We start from the raw sequence: 17,046 nt of genomic DNA on the forward strand, positions 1-17,046 counted from the left end.
AGTTCACCGGTCGACTGCCGGCGGCGCTTCGTCGGTTGGTGATGCACGGCGGATGACCAGCAGAGCGATGTCGTCATCGGGGTGCTCCGGCGCGGTGGTGGTCATGATGTGGTCGCACAGTGCCTCGGCCGGCTCGGACCGCACGGCGGCGGCGAGGCGTTCGATGCCGGTGTCGATCAGTTCAGTGCGGCGTTCGATGAGCCCGTCGGTGTAGAAGACGAGCGCCGCGCCGGGCGGTAGGTCGAGAACTGTGGTGCGGCGACTGATCATCGGGCGGCCCACACCGAGTGGCCGGTCCACAGTTACGTTGACGAGCTGGGCGGGCTGGCCGGGGGCAACCAGGAGCGGTGGCAGGTGACCTGCGCAGGAGAGGTGGACCGTCGTACGGTCGGGTGCGATGAGCGCGTAGACGGCGGTGGTCAGGGTGCCGGCCTCGAAGTGGTGAATCTTGCGGTCGAGGGAGGTCAGCGCCTCGGCGGGGTCGTCGGCGTCGAGCGCGTAGGCGCGTAGCGCGCTGCGGATGCGCCCCATGACTACGGCGGATGGCAGCCCGTGGCCGGAGACGTCGCCGATGACGGCGCCCAGCCAGCCCGAGGGCAACACGAACACGTCGTACCAGTCGCCGCCGATGCCCAGGTCGTGACCGGGTGCGTACCGGGCGGCCAGGTCCAGACCGGGAATGTCGGGTAGCTGGGCGGGCAGGAGGCTGCGTTGCAGGGCAAGCGCAGCCTGCCTGTCGAGGACCTGCGCTCGGGCCTGGCCTGCCGAGCTGGCACGATCGGCGACGAGTTGCAGCAGCCGCACGTCGTCGGGACCGAACCGCCGCAGGGTCAACGAGCCGACGTGCAACACGCCGACGAGGTTTCCGTTGTAGATCATGGGCACGCCCAGCAGGGCGCGTACACCCTTGGTGAGCAGGATGGGATTGACCACGTCGTCAGGCGTGACGTCGTAGATCGTCACCGGCGCACGTGTCGCCGCCACCCGGCCGGCGAAGCCGCGCCCGACCCGGACGCGGAAGCCCCGGCGTACCTCCTCCTCCAGCCCTTTCGCCGCCGTCGCGACGAGTTCGCCGCTGTGGCCTTCCAGCAGCAGGATGGTGGCGGTATCGACAGTGAGCAGGTCCCGGACCCGTTCGAGGAGCTCGTCGAGCAATTCGGCGATGTCCAGCCCCGACAACGCGGCGTCGGTGATCGCCTCGATGCGGCGCAGCCGCTCCTCGTTCGTCACCATCTCGGCACCACTCACCCAGGCAGCCTAGACGCCGGCACGTCGCCGACGGCGCGCCAGGAAGGAGATCGACAGTGTCGCGTCCTCAACGTGGGGTACGTTCCCATGTCACATTGATGCCTTCGTCGTCCGGTGAACCCTTCACGGGGGGCGCACTCTGACGCGCGACCAGCAGGTCGCCGGAGTTCACGTCCGGACAGAGAGGGGGAGCGGTGGCGGTCCCACCTCGCGACCATCATGCGCCGACCGCTGGGAGGCCCCTCTTCTCGACGTCGTTCGCCCTCACGGACCTCGCCCGCGTTCGCAACGAGGTCGAGGCCGTCAGTCGGCGGTGTGGCCTCGACCAGGACGAGATCGAGGACTGGGTGACAGCGGTCAACGAATTGTTGATCAACGTGATTCGGCACGGGGGCGGCAAGGGTGCCATCCGCCTGCTCCTCGACGGCCAACTCACCTGTGAAGTGACCGACCAGGGGCCGGGGTTCGATGCCGCTCACTACGTTGCGCGCGTCGAGCGACCGCCTCTGTCCGGCACCGGAGGAATGGGCCTGTGGGTCGTCGGGCAGATGACCGACTACCTGTTTGTCGGCAGCGGACCCCACGGCACCACCATCCGCATCGCGGTACGCACCCGCGGCGACGGCTAGCCCGCTGCCCCTTCCCCGCCTTGACGGACGGAGGCGGGCGGTCTTGCCCAAATCATCTTAGTCATTAAGATAAATGCATGGGCACATCGACTGACTTCACGGTGGCAATCGCCGGCGCCGGCCTCTCCGGCCTCTGCCTCGCCCAGTACCTGATGCGCGCCGGCATCGACGTGCACGTCTACGAGCGGGACCCGGGCCCCTTCGTCCGGCGGCAGGGCTACCGGATCATCCTCGACCGGTACGGGCTGGAGGCGCTGCGCGAGAGCCTGCCTCGCCAGCTGTACAACCTGGCGCTGACCACCGGCGACGAGCCCGGCGGGCACCTACGCTTCACCGACAGCCGGCTGCGGGACGCGTTCACCATCACCTTCAAGGACGAGCCACACGCGACCCGCCAGGTCGACCGGCTGACCCTGCGGTCGATCCTGCAGTCCGGGCTGAACGGGCGCATCCACTACGGCAAGGACGCCGTCGCGGTGGAGAGCGGCGGCCCGGCAGGGCTGCGGCTGCGGTTCTCCGACGGCGGGGCCGCCGCGGCAACCGTCGTCGTGGGCGCTGACGGCGTCGGCTCGGCACTGCGCGCGCAGCTCATGCCGGACGCGGACCCGACGAACACCCCGATGGCGGGCATCTACGGTCGGTCGCCCCTGCTGCGGAACGGCGAGAGCGTCATCCCGGACGCGCTGCGTACCAGTGGGGTCCTAGCCATCGCCGACCGACCAGGCCGCGCCTTCTTCTTCACCTCCATGCGGTTCGGCGAGAGCCCGCCGGAGGCGTTCGCGCGCCTGGCCCCGGGCAGCTATGCGCCCACCGGCTACGACTACGTCATGTGGGGACTGCTGCTCCGGCAGGAGGAGGTGCCCCTCGGTGTACGAGGGGACCTGCTGGCGTTGTGGAGACTGGCCTCCCGGATGAGTGCGGACTTCCACCCGGTCATCCGGCGGCTGGTCGGCACGGCCGAGCTGGACGCCACGGTGCTCAACCTCTTCGCCACCGGCCGGCGCCCGCGCCGGTGGGCGGTGCCCCGGGCGACGATGATGGGTGACGCCGTGCACGTCATGCCACCGTTCGGCGCTCATGGCGGCAACACGGCACTCCGCGACGCCGCCCTGCTCGGCCGCAGGCTGGTCCAGGCTCGGACGAGCGGCACGCCGGTGGAGGAGGCGATCGCCGGCTATCAGGACGAGATGGTGCCCTACGCCTTCCGCGCCGTCGACACCGCCGCCGGGCTGATGCGCCGCCTGACCGGGGGTGCAACAGCACCGCACTGGGTGCTGACCCGGCTGTTACCTCGGCTGCACCGGGTCACCGTGCCGGAGGCATGATTGCGGGCATGCCCCACGAGCTGGCCCGTGCGTCCGCGATCGCCGACCTCATGCGCGCCGGGCGGGAGACGTCGCGGCTGTCCATGGTGTTCCGGTACGCCATCGCCGAGCGGCTGGGCCTCACCGTGAGCGACCTGGAATGCCTGGACTACCTGGCGGACGCCGGATCAGCCACCGCCGGGCAGGTCGCCGAACGGACCAACCTCACCACCGGGGCGGTGACCAGCATGCTCCGCCGGCTCCAGCAGGCGGGCTACGTGACGGCCGAGCGCGATCCGGCGGACCGGCGGCGGGTGATCGTCACCCTGCGGCCGGAGCGGATCGCCGAGTTGAAGCGACCGTACGAGCCGTTCGCCGAGCGGGCGGAGCGGCTCATCGAGGGCTACAGCGTCGAGGAGGTCACGCTGCTCGTCCGCCACAATGAGCGCCTGCAGGCGATGTACCTCGCCGAGTTGGACCGCCTCCGCGGCGGCGACACCGCACAGCGGTCTGCCTGAGGGGTGCTGAACCGGGCCTGACACTGCGCTGATGAGGCGTGTGGGGTTCTGGCCCGAGCGCTCGCTAGCGGTTAGGTCGGCGCGCGGAGCGGCCACCGTAGAGATGGACACGGTGGTCGACAACGCGGTCCGGTTCGCCGCGCAGGAACCGATCGCCAGCAGCATCGCCGTTGCTGACATGGACCACCCAGTCCTCGTAGTACCAGCTGGGGTCGCACGCGCAGTCGGTGAACCGGAGCCGGAAATTGGCCTCGTACCGGCCAACCTGCCCGTCGGCGAGGGTGAACAGGCGGGTCGATACTCCCGCGCGGGGAAACGCCGCCCTGCCGGGCAGACGCTCGACGGTCACCGCCGAGCCCTCGAAGGCGAGCCACAGACCCAGGCTGCGGGCCATGCTCACGCCACCGGTCAGCACGTCGGTGCGGAGCGAGTAGTTGTCGGCCTCGTCAGCCAGGACGTCGTGAACCACGACATCGCCTGTCGGCGGCGGCGCGGGAAGCATCACCGGGCGGTTGAGCCCCCGGCGGGCGTTGGCATGGTGAGCACCGCGGCTGGACGCGCTCCATCGCACACGTACCCGCTGGATGACGATCACCCCCAGACCATGGCCTACGGCCACAGTCCGCGCCAGCCGATATCTGCTCGTGCTGGATCAAGAGAAACCGTGGTGCGGTCCTTTCGAGAGCTGTGGATGATGGCTGGCGTGAGTGAGGATGGCGGCGGGTCTGCGGAGCAGCGACTGTACGACGTTGTGGCACGGTGGGACGCCGAGACCGGGCGCGGCTCGGAGGATCTGATTCAGGCTGCCTGCCAAGCATTGGTCGACGGGCTGGACTCTCCGACGTTGCGCGAACTCGCCGGTGCTTCGGTGAACGACTCTTCCTGGGATATCCGCGAACTTGTCACCACATCGCTTCAGGAGCTGAAGATCCCATTCCCGAGCACTGTCCCTCCCGGTTTCGCCCTTGTACCAGGCGGGGGAGTCGCCCGCCGGGCCGGAGTCGATTCTCTCCATCTGGAGGTGTCGCCGACGCCCCGCGCAGGCGGCGATTTCCACGTGCAGGTCTACGTCAACGGCACGGAGATGACAGCTGCCGGAGCAGGCCTCGGGATGGACCCGTACGAGGTCCTGGTTCCGACCAATCGTCTGGTGGCCGTCTCCCAGCCACGCACCGTTCCGATCGCGCGCTGCGATTGCGGTGTGTATGGCTGTGGATCCACAGACGTCACCATCACGCGTGACGGTGACCGGGTCCACTGGGACTGGTCGCTCGAGGTGCCCATGATGCGGGGCGTCTCCTTCGCCGCCGCCGAGTACGACGCGGAGGTCGCACGGGTGGCCGCAGATCATTCGTGGGAAACGCCCGAGAGGTCGGCCGGACGACGTGTCCTGACCGACATGGACCGGGAACGGTTGCTCACCTACAACCTCCGACCCAGCTGGGTCGCCAACGATTACCGCGATCAGGAGCTGTTCCGGGTCGCCCTCGAGTTCAACGGCGACTACCAGGTGTTCGTCGACACCCCGTGGCGTGGCCGCAGCCCCGAGGAGTTGGCGGGCGAGGTGTGCGCCACCTTGGCGCGTCCTCCCAGCGCCTGGCACGCCACCTGGCACGCCATGATTCCGTCGCTGACCATACCGCCGGAGATCGCAGGACCGTCTTGGCGACGCGCGCGGCCCTAGCCTGGGTCCTCGCCCGAAGGCGGAGCCTGGGTAGGCGGTATCGGAGACAGGTCCTGGTGGGCTCCGGTGAATCCGGCTGTCTGCTCCCGCGCAAGGTTCGGGTATGCGTCGGCCTCCCGTCGGGCGGCGGCCAGGAGCCTCTCGGATTCGAGCCGCGCGTCTTCGACGATGGTGCTGGCCTGTTCCTCGGCGAGCCTGAGGATCTGTTCCACGTGGGGGCCGAGGTGGGCGAAGGTTGATCGCTGCCGGATGCGGGGTCGTCGCTCCACGGCCGTGGCCGCACCGTCGTCGGGCATCTCAGCTTCCTCCTCGTCGTCGATCCCGCCGTCTCCGACGAGATCGGACTCCCTCGTGCCCAGTAGGAAGAGCGCAACCCCGAGCGCGGCGATAGCGATACCAGACCAGGCTGCGGCCGGTCCGAGGGACGGACCGGCGGCGGCGCCGACGCCGAGTCCGACAAGAAGGGCGGCTGTCTTGGCTGGTTTGCGCACGAGTCCCCCTCGTGTGGTGCCGGCCTGGGCTTCCGGCTCCAGCATGGCTGACAACCCCAAACGTCGGGTACGGCAGGCCAGCCGGTCGACCGACGCATGGGCTTCGCCGAGGTGTGCGCCTACCACGGGCTCACCCGTCCGCAGCGGTCCTCCCGGCAAGGACATATGACTCTCCGGAGACGGCCACACACGCGCGGCGAGTGCCGCGTCGGCCTGCGGGCGGCGGCTGGAAATTCGTGTCGAAAGACGGTAACCAAACTGGCCGGCCAACCCGTCAGGTAGGAGACGGGTTGCCACGCAGGGCACCCGGCCGAGGAGGGGTACGGGACATGGGTGACGTCCGTGGACGTTTCAGGGACGATCTGGCCCAGCACCCCGCCCCACCGTTGGGTGACCTGATCGAGCGGTCAGTGGCGCAGGGCCGCCGACTGCGCCGCCGGCGCCGCTTGGCGCAGTTCGGCGCTGGCGGATCGGCGATGGTGATGCTGGTAGTGATCGGTCTGGCCGTCGGGCCGCTCGGTGTCGGTGCGGATGACGCCAGTCAGACCGGCGGGATGAACGTGGGTTCGCTGGGTGGGGTGGTCGACTCGGCCACGCCGTCTCCGCCCGGGGTGCCAGACGACGCCCCGGGCGGGTGGGTGGACGGCAGGGGAGGAAATCCGGCAGGAGCGCCACATCTGTCCGTGTCGCCGACCCCCTCGACCAGGGTCATCGACACCGTGCGGATCGGGGCGGGGCCGGCCGGTGAGCTGCTGACCACCACACCGGAGGGCGCGCTGGAACTGTTGACCCGGCTTCTGCCTCAAGGGAAGACCAGCGGGTACGCGAGCCTTCAGAGCAGCGGCGCAGGTGCCGGCATGCCGTACATCCAGATCCACCTCGACCGAGGCGAAGGGCCGGGCATGCTGCGGCTCTCCATCTACCAGGACCGCCTCGGTGACAACCCGGCACCGGGCACGGTGGAGCTGACCGAGATTCCCGACAACTGCGTGCAGAACAAGATGGTCACGGTCTACCACCGCGATGGCCTCCAGATCGATCTGATGATCTCCACCTGCCTGTTCTGGGAGGGCAAGGGCACCTCGCCGGCACCGCCCGCCCTGTCCGTGGACGAGGCGATCGAGATCGCCGCCAACCCAAACTGGGGGACGAGACTGCCGGCCGATCTCGTCAGAAGCGGCGCCAAGAGGTTCGCGTCACTGGCCCGGTCGAATGGCTGACGAGGACTTCGTGGAGTTCGCGCAGGCGGCCGCGGGCCGCCTGCGCGACGCCGCGTTTCTGATGTGCCGCGACTGGCATTTCGCCCAGGACCTCACCCAGACGACGCTGGCCAAGGTGTACGCCAACTGGAGCCGGGTCCGCCGGGCCGACGACCCCCACGCGTACGCCCGCAAGGTACTGCTGCGCTGCATGATCGACCAGCAGCGGCGTCGTTCCAGCCGCGAGTTGGCGATGTCGGCGCCGCCGGATCGGGGCGAGGAACATCCGGCCGAGCTGCGTATGACGTTGCTGGACGCGGTCGCCACCCTGCCGTTACGGGATCGGGCGATCATCGTCCTGCGCTACTGGGACGACCTGAGCGTGGAGGCAACTGCCGAGGTGGTGGGCGTCTCCACCGCCGTCGTCAAGAGCCAGAGCATGCGCTCCCTCGACCGCCTGCGCCAGTTGCTCGGCGAGACCCGTTCCGAGTTGTTCGCCGAGGAACGCCATTGACCGGTCCCGTCTGCGGCCGGGGTGCGACGGCTCCGAGGGCTCCGGGGTCGAACGGCACCCGCCGCTTCGGTGAAGCGGCGGCGAGCGTGCCACTCGTCGCCGTCCGAGGCGTGACCTGCGGTGGCAACTATCTGCGTTGGGGAGGTTCCGTGTCCGTATCGAGCAGCGGGGCGTGCCGAGGCCGGAGTCGCGGCAGAGGTCGCGGCTCGATCGCTGTCGTACCGGTGGTCCTGTCGGCGTTGGTGGTGATGGCCACCGGGTGTCAACGGTCGGAGCCCGGCGCCGACCCCGACGAGCGACACACCGCGAGCGCTGAGCCGGGCGGTCCGGGCATGCTGCTGGGGGCGGGGGATTTGGGTTCGAACTGGCACGAGGACGACGTTCGTGCCGGTCTGCCGCCCTGGCCGTGGGAACAGAACGACTGCCCCGACTATCAGAGCAGCGACTACGCGGCGAAGTCGCACCGACTCGCCGCCTCGGAGCGCTACTACCGGCCGTCGGACGGCTCGTCGTTGGCCCACCACGTGGTGGAGACGTACGAACCGGGGTGGGCCGAGCGGAATGTCGATGACGTTCGTCGGGTCCTGCAGCGGTGCGCGAGTTACCTGGTCCAAGGGGCGCGCGTTTCCTTCGAGGTCGTCGATCCCCGCTATCTGGGGGACGCCGGCATCCTCATCCGCGGCCGCATCGAGCGCGCCGGCAGGCCGAATACCGTCACGTACGTCGTGATGCTGAGACGAGGCGAGACGGTCTCGACGGTCCGGGTGCCCGAGCTGGGGAGCCAGGCTGCGCTGGATTCGATCGCGGCGAAGGCGGTGGCCCGTCTTGGCTGAGCGGGGAGGTCGGCAGCTGCCACGCCGTTGGGTCCTCTCCGCGGTCACCATGTCTCTGGCGGGTGTCGCGACGGCTGCCTTCGGTGCCACACGCGCTCGCGACGGCGGGGGAGCCGGCCCGTCGCACGGTCCTTCTCCGGCCAGTCCGATCCCCACGACACCGGCCATCGACCGGGTCGCCGAGGCGCGGACGCGTATCGAGGCCTACGTGGAGCGGTACGACGGTCACCTGGCGGTGGCGGCACTGGATCGACAGGGCACGGCTGCGGTGGCGGTCGGTGCCAAACGGTTCGAGACGGCCAGCATCGTCAAGGTCGACATCCTCGCGGCCCTGCTGCTGCGCCAGAAACCGGCGGGCAAGGCCCTGAGTTCCGACACCAGGCGACTGGCCGAAGCCATGATCGTGTCCAGTGACAACGATGCGGCGGTGGCGCTGTGGCAGCGGATCGACGGCTCGCGCGGCCTCACCGCCGCGAACCGCGCACTCGGTCTGCGTGAGACCAGGCCCAGTTCACACTGGGGCCTCACCACGACCACGGCTGCCGACCAGCTCCGTCTGCTGACCGCGTTGACATCGCCGACGGGACCGTTGACCCCGCAGGACCGTACTTTCGTCATGGGCCTCATGAAAAAGGTGATCCCCGAGCAGCGATGGGGAGTCACCGCCGGGCGGGAGCCGGGTAGTGCTTCCGTGTACGTCAAGAACGGTTGGGACACCGCTGACGTCGACGGTGGTCGCTGGCTCGTCAACAGCATCGGACGGATCGTCGAGGCCCGTCATGACTGGCTGATCGCCGTACTCTCCGACCACCACGTCAGTCAGAAGGAGGGCATCCGCGTCGTCGAGCAGGCCGCCACCTACGTGCTCAAGGAGATGCGCGCCGCCACCGCTGGCGACGGTTCGTCGCAGGGTTAGCTCTCCGCCCCTGGGTAGCGGCCCGCCGAGCGGCTTTCGGATTTCGCTGACAGAGGTCTCATCCGTGCTGGATATTGGTGCTGTACCGCCCTCCGAGGCCCGGATCCCGGGCCGTCACGGGGCTGCGAGTGAGACACCCCGTCGAACGTCCACGCCGCCTACGCACGTGTGGTGACGTCAGCGGCAGGGGGCTTCCGAAAGGTGATGCCGAATGACCGCTGCACCTGACTCGCCCGGCCAGAAGGCAGGGCTGCCCACTGTTGTGTTCGTCCATGGGGCGTTCGCCGATTCGTCGAGCTGGAACGGGGTGATCGCCAACCTCAAGCGTCGAGGCTACCCGGCCATGGCCGTCGCCAACCCGCTGCGTGACGTGCAGCAGGACGCCGCCTATGTTCGTTCCGTCGTGGACAGCATCGAGGGTCCGGTCGTCATGGTCGCTCATTCCTATGGCGGAATCGTGATAACCGAGGCTGCGGATGGTGCCGCGAACGTGAAGGCTCTGGTGTACGTCGCCAGCGTCAGCCCGGACGTCGGCGAAAGCGTGCTCGACCTGATCTCGAAGTATCCCGGGAGTGAACTCGGTACCTCCATCAAGATGGTTCCGTTCCGTCTTCCCGACGGGTCGACGTCCATGGAGCAGTACATCGAAACGGACAAGTTCCCGGCGGTGTTCGCCGCCGACGTCGACCCCGATCTCGCTGCGCTGATGGCGGTCACGCAGCGGCCCGCCGCGCAGAGCGCCCAGACGGGATCCGTGACCAAGACTGCCTGGAAGTCCATCCCGTCGTGGACCCTGATCAGCAAGCAGGACAAGGGCATTCCGCCGGACCTGCAACGGTTCATGGCCGACCGGGCCGGGTCCACCACGATCGAGGTCGACGGGTCCCACGCCGTGGCGGTCTCTCAACCAGGCCAGGTCGCCGACCTCATCGACACCGCCGCCCGCGCGACCGCCGGCTAGGTGCCCTTCTCGATCACCTCGTCGATCGCAAGGACGGCGGGCGGTCGTGACGACGCCGTGCGGTGATCAGACGACCGGAGCGTCAGGCAGAGTGCGGTCACCGTCGAAGCCGTGGTTCAGCGGTACGAGCGGGCGGACCCGGCGTTCACGCCGAGCCCGCCCACTTCAGTGCGCCTGTTCAGGGATCTCGTCCTCGAACGTGCCGACCTGCACGCCCTCGAACACGTCGTTCGCCGGGCGCGGCATGGTCGTCATGCGAGAGGCGTGACCCGGAATTGCTGGTTGGTCTGGCTGTGGCAGTCGTAGAGCTGGATCTGGGCGCCGTTGGCCGTGCTCCAGACGTCCAGGCATCGACCGGACTGCACGTTGCTGATGGTGCCGTTGGAGTTGACGTTCCACTGTTGGTTGGTCTGGCTGTGGCAGCTGTAGATCTGCACCGCTGCCCCGTTGCCGGTGCCTGCCGCGTCGAGGCACATGTTGCCGTACACCTGGAGTTGTTTGCCCGAGGTGTAGGTCCAGGCCTGGTTGGTCTGCCTGTTGCAGTCGTAGAGCTGGACCCGGGTGCCGTTGGTGCGTGAGGCGTTGGGTACGTCGATGCACCGACCGGACTGCGTGCCGACGATCTGGCTGGCGGAGCCGGGTGGGACGGTCGGGGTGGGCGTCGGCGTCGTCGGATCGGTGGGGGTCGGCGTCGGGGTGGTCGGCGTCGACGGCAGCAGCGGGCAGGTGCTGCGGTAGGTGACCACGCCGCTGTTGTCCAGCAGCGGGCAGAGGAACTGGCTGTACCGGGCGTCGTTGTCGACGAACATCTTGACGAACGGCAGCATGGTCCGGACCATCACCGGGTTCGATCGTCCGACCATGAATCCGTGATCCGCCCCCGCGACCTCCAGGTAGACGCTCTCGGTCGTGGACGGGAGGCTGTTGTACAGGCCGGTGGCGTAGGACGGGGTGACCACAGTGTCCGCCTGCCCGGAGAAGATCATTGTGGGCACCCGGTCGTTGGCCAGGTTCGACGACGGCGAGTACGGCGCGATCCCGACCACTGCCTTCAGCGACGAGCGCCGGATGGCTGCGCTCAGCGCGCCACCACCGCCCATGGAGTGACCGGCGACGGCCAACCGGGTGGGGTCGACCCGGTCGCGTACCGGGCTCTGCTGGGTGAGGTAGTCCAGCGCGGCGAGCAACTGGGTGCCTCGGGCGGTGTCGAAGTCGTTACGGCTGTTGGTCTCGATGCCGATCACGACGAAGCCGTGGGAGGCCAGCCACGGCCCCATCCAGGCCAGCTCGGCGGAGAACAACGCCGTGTAGCCCGGCGAGATCGCGATGGCCCCGAAGGTGCCCTGGCTGGTGTCGGTCGGGTAGTAGATCCGGCCGCCGTTGAAGCCGTACCCGGTCGGGACACTGACCGAGGTGTTGGCGAAGGGGCCGTTTACGGCGGTGACGCTGGTCCGGGTGGGGTCCGGGCCACGCTGGTACGGGTTGTCGGCGGCCGACGCCGACCCGGTCGCCACGGTGATCGTGAGCAACCCGACCGCGGCGGCGATCCCGGCCGCGGCGAGCTTGAACAGTCGGCCCCTCAAGCCGGTTGACACTCGGTCGGCCTGGGTGTTCCCCGTGGGCGGGAGGTGGTCTGCGGGTCCTCGCACTGTCGGTACCTCCTGGTGGTGGAAGAGCGAGGGGCGGGCGGGCTCGTCGTGTGCCGAGCCTGCCCGCCCCCGTTGATGTCCGATCGTCAGCGTTGCAGGGTCAGCAGACCCGGCCGGTACGGCAGGAGGCCGTAGTCGCCGCCGGAGCTGGGGGAACGACCCTGGTAGAGCAGTTGCAGGTTGCAGGCGTCGACGGTCATGGTCTGATCGGCGTTGGTCCGCAGCAGCTCACCGTGGCTGATGTCGTTGGTCCAGGTGGCACCGCTGTTGGCCTTGCCCGCGAACGGGTTGCTCTCGGACGTGGCCTGCGGCGTCCACGAACCACCCAGGCTGCTGGCCGTGAAGGAGCGGAAGTAGCGCCCGTTCGAGCCGATGGCCTCGACGATCATGAGGTACTTGTTCAGACCCTGGAGCTTGTAGACCTGGACAGCCTCGAAGAGGTTGTTCGTCGTGTCGGTCATGATCGTGGTGTAGTTGGAGCCGAAGCTGCCCGGGAAGTTCCCGATCGGCATGCTGGCCCGGTAGATCCGGCCGTTGTCGCCGGCGAAGAACAGGTACATGTTCTGGTCGTCGCCGATGACGGCCTGGTCGATCGGGCCGGTGTTGGAGTTGGAGATGCTGCCAGTGAACAGCGTCTGCGCCGACGACCACCCGTTCGGGTTGGTCGGGTCACTGGAGGTCCGGTACGAGAACGCCGTGCCACCCCACTGGTACGCCAGCACCCAGATGTTGCGCGGCGCGAAGTAGAACAGCGACGGCGCGACGGTCGCCGAGTTCATCGCGTTCTGGCTGGCCGAGCCCATCTGGTTGTAGTTGCTGAAGAGGCCGAAGTTCATCGAGCCCCACGTGGTGCCGGTGTCGTGGGTGGTGGCGTAGACGAGCTGCTGGCCGTTGTACGGCGCGACGGTGAAGTCCTTCAGCGACACCCAACCGGACCTCGGCTGCGCCAACGCACCCGTCGACGACCACCGGTACGTCGAGGGAAGGTCACACGTGCCGCCGGTCGGCGGTGGCGTCGTCGGCGTCGGCGTGGGCGTCGGGTTGGAGCCGCCGAGGGAGGCGAGCCGGAATTGCTGGTTGGTCTGGCTGTGGCAGTCGTAGAGCTGGATCTGGGCGCCGTTGGCCGTGCTCCAGACGTCCAGGCATCGACCGGACTGCACGTTGCTGATGGTGCCGTTGGAGTTGACGTTCCACTGTTGGTTGGTCTGGCTGTGGCAGCTGTAGATCTGCACCGCTGCCCCGTTGCCGGTGCCTGCCGCATCGAGGCACATGTTGCCGTACACCTGGAGTTGTTTGCCCGAGGTGTAGGTCCAGGCCTGGTTGGTCTGCTTGTTGCAGTCGTAGAGCTGCACTCTGGTGCCGTTGGTGGTGGCCGCGTTCGGCACGTCGACGCACCGGCCGGACTGCGTGCCGACGATCTCGCTGGCCGAGCCCGGTGGGACGGTGGGGGTGGGGCCCGGCGTGGTGGGCGTGGGGGTGGTGCCGGGGCCCGCGCTGTTCAGCGCCTCCAGGGTGGCCGTGTAGGCGGCCTTTTTGTTGCCGTTGCACTCGAAGAGCAGCGGGGTGCCACCGGAGCGCCACGAGTCGCAGTCCCGCACGCCCCAGACCGTGAGCCCGTTGCAGCGAGCCACGGCGAGACAGTCGTTGACCACGCTGCGGTAGGTGTTGGCCTGCGTCGTGCCCGAGCCCTCGATGTCCAACTCGGTGATCTGCACGTCCACCCCGAGGGCGGCGAAGCTCGACAGCGTCGTGCGGTAGTTGCTGTTGTACGGCGAGTTGGCGTTGAAGTGCGACTGGAACCCGACGCAGTCGATCGGCACGCCACGCGACTTGAAGTCGCGCACCATGTTGTACACGGCCTGGGTCTTGGCCCAGGTCCAGTTGTCGGTGTTGTAGTCGTTGTAGCAGAGCTTCGCGTCCGGGTCCGCCGCGTCGGCGGCACGGAAAGCCGCCTCGATCCAGTCGTTGCCGGTGCGCTGGAGGTTCGAGTTACGACGGGCCCCGCTGTTGCCGTCCTCGAACGCCTCGTTCACCACGTCCCACGAGTAGATCTTGCCCTTGTAGTAGCCGGCCACGCGGCTGACGTGGTTGAGCATCGCGCTGCGCAGCGCGGAGCCTTCCATGCTCTGCATCCAGCCGGGCTGCTGCGAATACCAGGCCAGGGTGTGGCCGCGGACCTTCCAGCCTCGGGAGAGCGCGTGGTTCACGATCCGGTCCGCGTTGCCGAAGGTGAAGTTGTTCTGCTGCGGCTCGGTCGCATCGATCTTCATTTCGTTCTCGGGAGTGATGCTGTTGAACTCCCGATTCAGGATCGTCGTGTACGCGCTGTCGTTGAGCTTGTTCGCGGCGACGGCGGCACCGAAGTACCGGCCGGACTGGGCCGCGGCGGCTCCGAGGGTGGTCTCGGCGGCCTGGGCGAGGTTGGGCAGCAGCGATACGACCAGGGCCGCAACTATCGCAGCAGTTCCGGAAAGTACGAGCGTTCTTGCTCGGAAACGTCGGGTGGGACGGGTCCGGGGAGCCATGGTGATCCTCCAGTGGTGGGATGGGGAACATCTGTCGCTGGTCGGGTGGAACGGCCTCTTCGGACGGTGGCGGTGCCGATGTCGAGCTCGTCTGACCGGGCTGGGCGTGACATCGGGCGTTCACCTTGGCTGAGTCGGTTGGAGCGACCTGACCAGCGGATAGAGGGTTGCGATGGGTGGGCCCGGTCGCCTGGCCGATGTGGTGGCGGGCGCTGGGCGCGGCTGCACGGTGGGTGTTGCCACGGGACGGTGGGTGGCTCGGTGGTCGGTGTGGCACCTCCAGCGGGTAAATGATCATGTTAACGTTCACACTCATCGATGGCCTTCAGGCTGGCAGAAAATTCCAGGGATATCAACCGGTAGTTTCGGGCCTGTTGCGATTTGGCGGCTGGGCTGCGGATCTCGCGCAACGACAAGGACGCCTGACCTCAAGATGTGGTCAGGCGTCGGCCCTGCTCGGGTGCTGCGACGCCGGATGCGCTCCGGCCCAGGACGCCAAACGCCCTGGGCCGGAGTGTTGCCGCGTCGCTGATCAGGCGATTCTGATGTCGCTGCACCACATGTAGGTCTGGTCCATGTGGGACGCCTTCCAGATCACGAACAGGATGTGGTTCCCGCTGCGTCCGGACGCCGAGACGTTGAACGAGATGTTCTGCGCCGGCGCGTACCGCCCGGTCGTCGCGACCAGGTCGAGGTTGCCCCAGCCGAGCTGCTGCGTGGCCGGGTTGAAGCCCTGCTTGGTGACGTACACCCGGAAGTAGTCAGCTCCGTGGCTGGCCTGGTCGTACAGCTGGACAGTGAAGTTGCTGCTGACGGTCGTCGCCTTCCAGGCTCCCAGCTGGTTGAGGGAGTTGTTCCGGGAGAGGCCGTTGCTGCACAGCTGTCCGTCCGGGGTACGGGCCTGGAACTGGCCTGCGAGGCCATCGCGCAGCTGGCTCATCCAGTTCCACATGGTGTCGGGGTTGGACTGGAAGGCCTGGTAACACATCGGGTCCTGCTGCTGCATGGCCGGGTTCATGTGCTGGTTGCCCCAGGTCTTCCAGCACTGATAGGCCCGACTCGCCGGGTTGATGATCGTGCCGTGAGCCTGGGCGGCCCCGGTGAACGGCAGCGTGCCGACCACCATCGCGAACAGCAGGACGAGCGCTTGGAGCGACCGACGGATGGTTGACCGGGACGGTCCGCCGGATTGACCTAACTGGTGTGAACGCACTGTTCATCCTCCGTTCGTTGGTGCGGGGGGTGGGGGTGGGAACGCTCCCAAGGCCACTGTTGCATTAATAGATGTAAATATCAATGTTGATCTACCTATAGTCGGATGTGGATCGAGCTGTCCGTAATCGTCGGATCAATGGCGGGTCTGTGCACGAGGTCCGCAGCTGCGGCATCGCCCGCGCAGGCATCCACCGCGGTGCCCGGAAAGTCAGCTCACGGCCTGGCGGCTCCGCGCCCGGCGGCCGGTCGTGTGTGGGAGCGACGCCCTGCGCGGCGTGGTCAGAGTCCGGCTGCCGCGTCGTACCGGCGACGCTGGTCGGCCATCTCCGCGGCCGTCAGCGCCTCCTCCTGCGCCACCGTCGCGTACTTGGGCGGGAACATCTGCCGCAGCCGGTCGATGAACCTGACGTCCTCGGTCGCCTCGACCACCTGGATGCCCGGAGGGTCGGAGGACATGTCCATGATCACCGGACCGGCCAGCTTGACGGCCACGTCCCAGGGGCGCTTCCGCTCGGCGACCCCGCAGAGGTGGAAGCCGTAGACCGTCTGCACGTCGGCGAGTGTGGTCACCTCGGCCGGCTCGTAGCCGTAGACGCGGACGCCGCAGATCACTGGCGGCTTCTCCTCCCCGGCGGTCACCTGCTGGGCGCTGTGCCCGGCGTGGTTGTGCTGCCCCGGGTCCACCCGTTCGAGCGTCGTACGCATCCGGGCCACGATCTGCGCCTGCAGATCCGCCGGCTCCGCCTTCGAGTCGGAGCGGTTGACCAGTACGGCCGCGCCGGCCGACGTCGCCAACAGGATCACCGCCACCCACACCAGGCGGTGTCGGTACCACCCCGCGAAACTCTGTCGGGAAATCATGACTGCTTCTCACCTCGTCGCCGGTTCTGATGCGCTGGCAGGCCGAATCGGATGCGGCCGGCGGATCGGACATCGAGCGCGTCGGCCGCCGGGGACACGTACCGGGGGTGCTGACGACGGGCGGGGTCGCCAGCCGGCAGGACGCCCGTCGTCGTGGAGATGGCCCGGCGGTGCGGCAAGCGAGCGCCTGCCCAAACGGCGCGCTGCCGGCACTGCGATGCTCCCGTGCATGCCGTTCCCAGCACGGTTGCCCCCGCGCTGCGGCGATATGAGCCATTCCAACACGTCTGAAGGCGTTCTGGCAACATCGACGAGCGTCAGTGTTGGTGTGGCCTGGTCGCCCTCGCCGAGGACTGTCCGCGCGACACCGGTTCGTGGAAGACCGTGGTGACGGCCACAGCCGCGATGCTTCTGATTGGCGGCGAGGCCATTATGCAATATATTGCACGATGCGGGCTGGATTTTGGTAAGGGAAGCCGGTCCGGGGAGAGGGAGTGGG

The 17,046-nt window shown here is 68.2% G+C and carries 16 protein-coding genes; 9 read left to right on the forward strand and 7 right to left on the reverse strand.

From position 1 onward, the window contains the following. Window positions 1–3: 3 nt before the first annotated feature. Window positions 4–1,248 (reverse strand): PP2C family protein-serine/threonine phosphatase, encoded by a 1,245-nt coding sequence (locus tag FHU34_RS12390; RefSeq protein ID WP_145780091.1) that lies wholly within the window; start codon window positions 1,246–1,248, stop codon window positions 4–6. Between the two features lie 194 nt (window positions 1,249–1,442). On the opposite strand from FHU34_RS12390, the gene FHU34_RS12395 reads away from it, so the two are divergent. The 3 genes from FHU34_RS12395 to FHU34_RS12405 all read left to right on the forward strand — a co-directional run bounded on the left by FHU34_RS12395 (window position 1,443) and on the right by FHU34_RS12405 (window position 3,699). Then, window positions 1,443–1,877, forward strand: a complete 435-nt coding sequence (locus tag FHU34_RS12395) for an ATP-binding protein (RefSeq protein WP_145780092.1) — start codon at window positions 1,443–1,445, stop codon at window positions 1,875–1,877. A 77-nt stretch (window positions 1,878–1,954) separates the two neighbouring features. Continuing rightward, window positions 1,955–3,202, forward strand: a complete 1,248-nt coding sequence (locus tag FHU34_RS12400; RefSeq protein WP_145780093.1) for an FAD-dependent oxidoreductase — start codon at window positions 1,955–1,957, stop codon at window positions 3,200–3,202. Between the two features lie 8 nt (window positions 3,203–3,210). Next, window positions 3,211–3,699 carry a MarR family transcriptional regulator gene (locus FHU34_RS12405; RefSeq protein ID WP_244311635.1) on the forward strand — a complete coding sequence of 163 codons (489 nt, stop codon included), beginning with the start codon at window positions 3,211–3,213 and terminating at the stop codon, window positions 3,697–3,699. Between the two features lie 64 nt (window positions 3,700–3,763). Here the strand turns inward: FHU34_RS12405 and FHU34_RS12410 are convergent, their stop codons facing one another. After that, window positions 3,764–4,294: a hypothetical protein gene (locus tag FHU34_RS12410; RefSeq protein ID WP_244311636.1), complete on the reverse strand. Its 531-nt coding sequence runs from the start codon at window positions 4,292–4,294 to the stop codon at window positions 3,764–3,766. A 99-nt stretch (window positions 4,295–4,393) separates the two neighbouring features. Here FHU34_RS12410 and FHU34_RS12415 point away from each other — a divergent pair, with 99 nt between their 5' ends. Next, window positions 4,394–5,383, forward strand: a complete 990-nt coding sequence (locus FHU34_RS12415; RefSeq protein ID WP_145780095.1) for a hypothetical protein — start codon at window positions 4,394–4,396, stop codon at window positions 5,381–5,383. On the opposite strand, the gene FHU34_RS12420 is transcribed toward FHU34_RS12415, so the two are convergent. After that, a complete protein-coding gene (locus FHU34_RS12420; RefSeq protein WP_145780096.1) occupies window positions 5,380–5,874 on the reverse strand; it encodes a hypothetical protein in 495 nt (164 codons plus the stop codon). The two genes, FHU34_RS12415 and FHU34_RS12420, sit on opposite strands and share 4 nt — an antisense overlap. Window positions 5,875–6,203: 329 nt before the next feature. On the opposite strand from FHU34_RS12420, the gene FHU34_RS12425 reads away from it, so the two are divergent. The 5 genes from FHU34_RS12425 (at window position 6,204) to FHU34_RS12445 (ending at window position 10,297) form a co-directional block, all read left to right on the forward strand. Beyond that, window positions 6,204–7,094 carry a hypothetical protein gene (locus FHU34_RS12425; protein WP_145780097.1) on the forward strand — a complete coding sequence of 297 codons (891 nt, stop codon included), beginning with the start codon at window positions 6,204–6,206 and terminating at the stop codon, window positions 7,092–7,094. After that, the gene (locus FHU34_RS12430) at window positions 7,087–7,587 is read left to right on the forward strand and encodes a SigE family RNA polymerase sigma factor (RefSeq protein ID WP_088988818.1); all 501 of its coding nucleotides are present in this window, start codon (window positions 7,087–7,089) and stop codon (window positions 7,585–7,587) included. The genes FHU34_RS12425 and FHU34_RS12430 overlap by 8 nt, the downstream gene beginning before the upstream one ends. Before the next feature lie 242 nt (window positions 7,588–7,829). Then, on the forward strand, window positions 7,830–8,420 hold the full coding sequence (locus FHU34_RS12435; protein ID WP_145780098.1) for a hypothetical protein: 591 nt from the start codon (window positions 7,830–7,832) through the stop codon (window positions 8,418–8,420). Beyond that, window positions 8,413–9,336: a serine hydrolase gene (locus FHU34_RS12440; RefSeq protein ID WP_145780099.1), complete on the forward strand. Its 924-nt coding sequence runs from the start codon at window positions 8,413–8,415 to the stop codon at window positions 9,334–9,336. Before FHU34_RS12435 ends, FHU34_RS12440 begins: the two co-directional genes overlap by 8 nt. Before the next feature lie 211 nt (window positions 9,337–9,547). Beyond that, on the forward strand, window positions 9,548–10,297 hold the full coding sequence (locus FHU34_RS12445; RefSeq protein WP_145780100.1) for an alpha/beta fold hydrolase: 750 nt from the start codon (window positions 9,548–9,550) through the stop codon (window positions 10,295–10,297). A 251-nt stretch (window positions 10,298–10,548) separates the two neighbouring features. Here the strand turns inward: FHU34_RS12445 and FHU34_RS12450 are convergent, their stop codons facing one another. From FHU34_RS12450 to FHU34_RS12465, 4 genes are all read right to left on the reverse strand, one after another. Then, a complete protein-coding gene (locus FHU34_RS12450) occupies window positions 10,549–11,880 on the reverse strand; it encodes a poly(ethylene terephthalate) hydrolase family protein (protein WP_244311638.1) in 1,332 nt (443 codons plus the stop codon). A gap of 152 nt (window positions 11,881–12,032) precedes the next feature. Continuing rightward, entirely contained in the window at window positions 12,033–14,471 is a 2,439-nt protein-coding gene (locus FHU34_RS12455) for a non-reducing end alpha-L-arabinofuranosidase family hydrolase (protein WP_145780102.1), read from the reverse strand. A gap of 532 nt (window positions 14,472–15,003) precedes the next feature. Further along, window positions 15,004–15,597, reverse strand: coding sequence for a lytic polysaccharide monooxygenase auxiliary activity family 9 protein (locus FHU34_RS12460; protein WP_145780103.1), 594 nt, complete (start codon window positions 15,595–15,597; stop codon window positions 15,004–15,006). Between the two features lie 368 nt (window positions 15,598–15,965). Next, window positions 15,966–16,547 (reverse strand): hypothetical protein, encoded by a 582-nt coding sequence (locus FHU34_RS12465; protein ID WP_145780104.1) that lies wholly within the window; start codon window positions 16,545–16,547, stop codon window positions 15,966–15,968. Window positions 16,548–17,046: the final 499 nt, after the last annotated feature.

This window comes from Micromonospora taraxaci (genome assembly GCF_007830095.1).
Classification (GTDB): domain Bacteria; phylum Actinomycetota; class Actinomycetes; order Mycobacteriales; family Micromonosporaceae; genus Micromonospora; species Micromonospora taraxaci.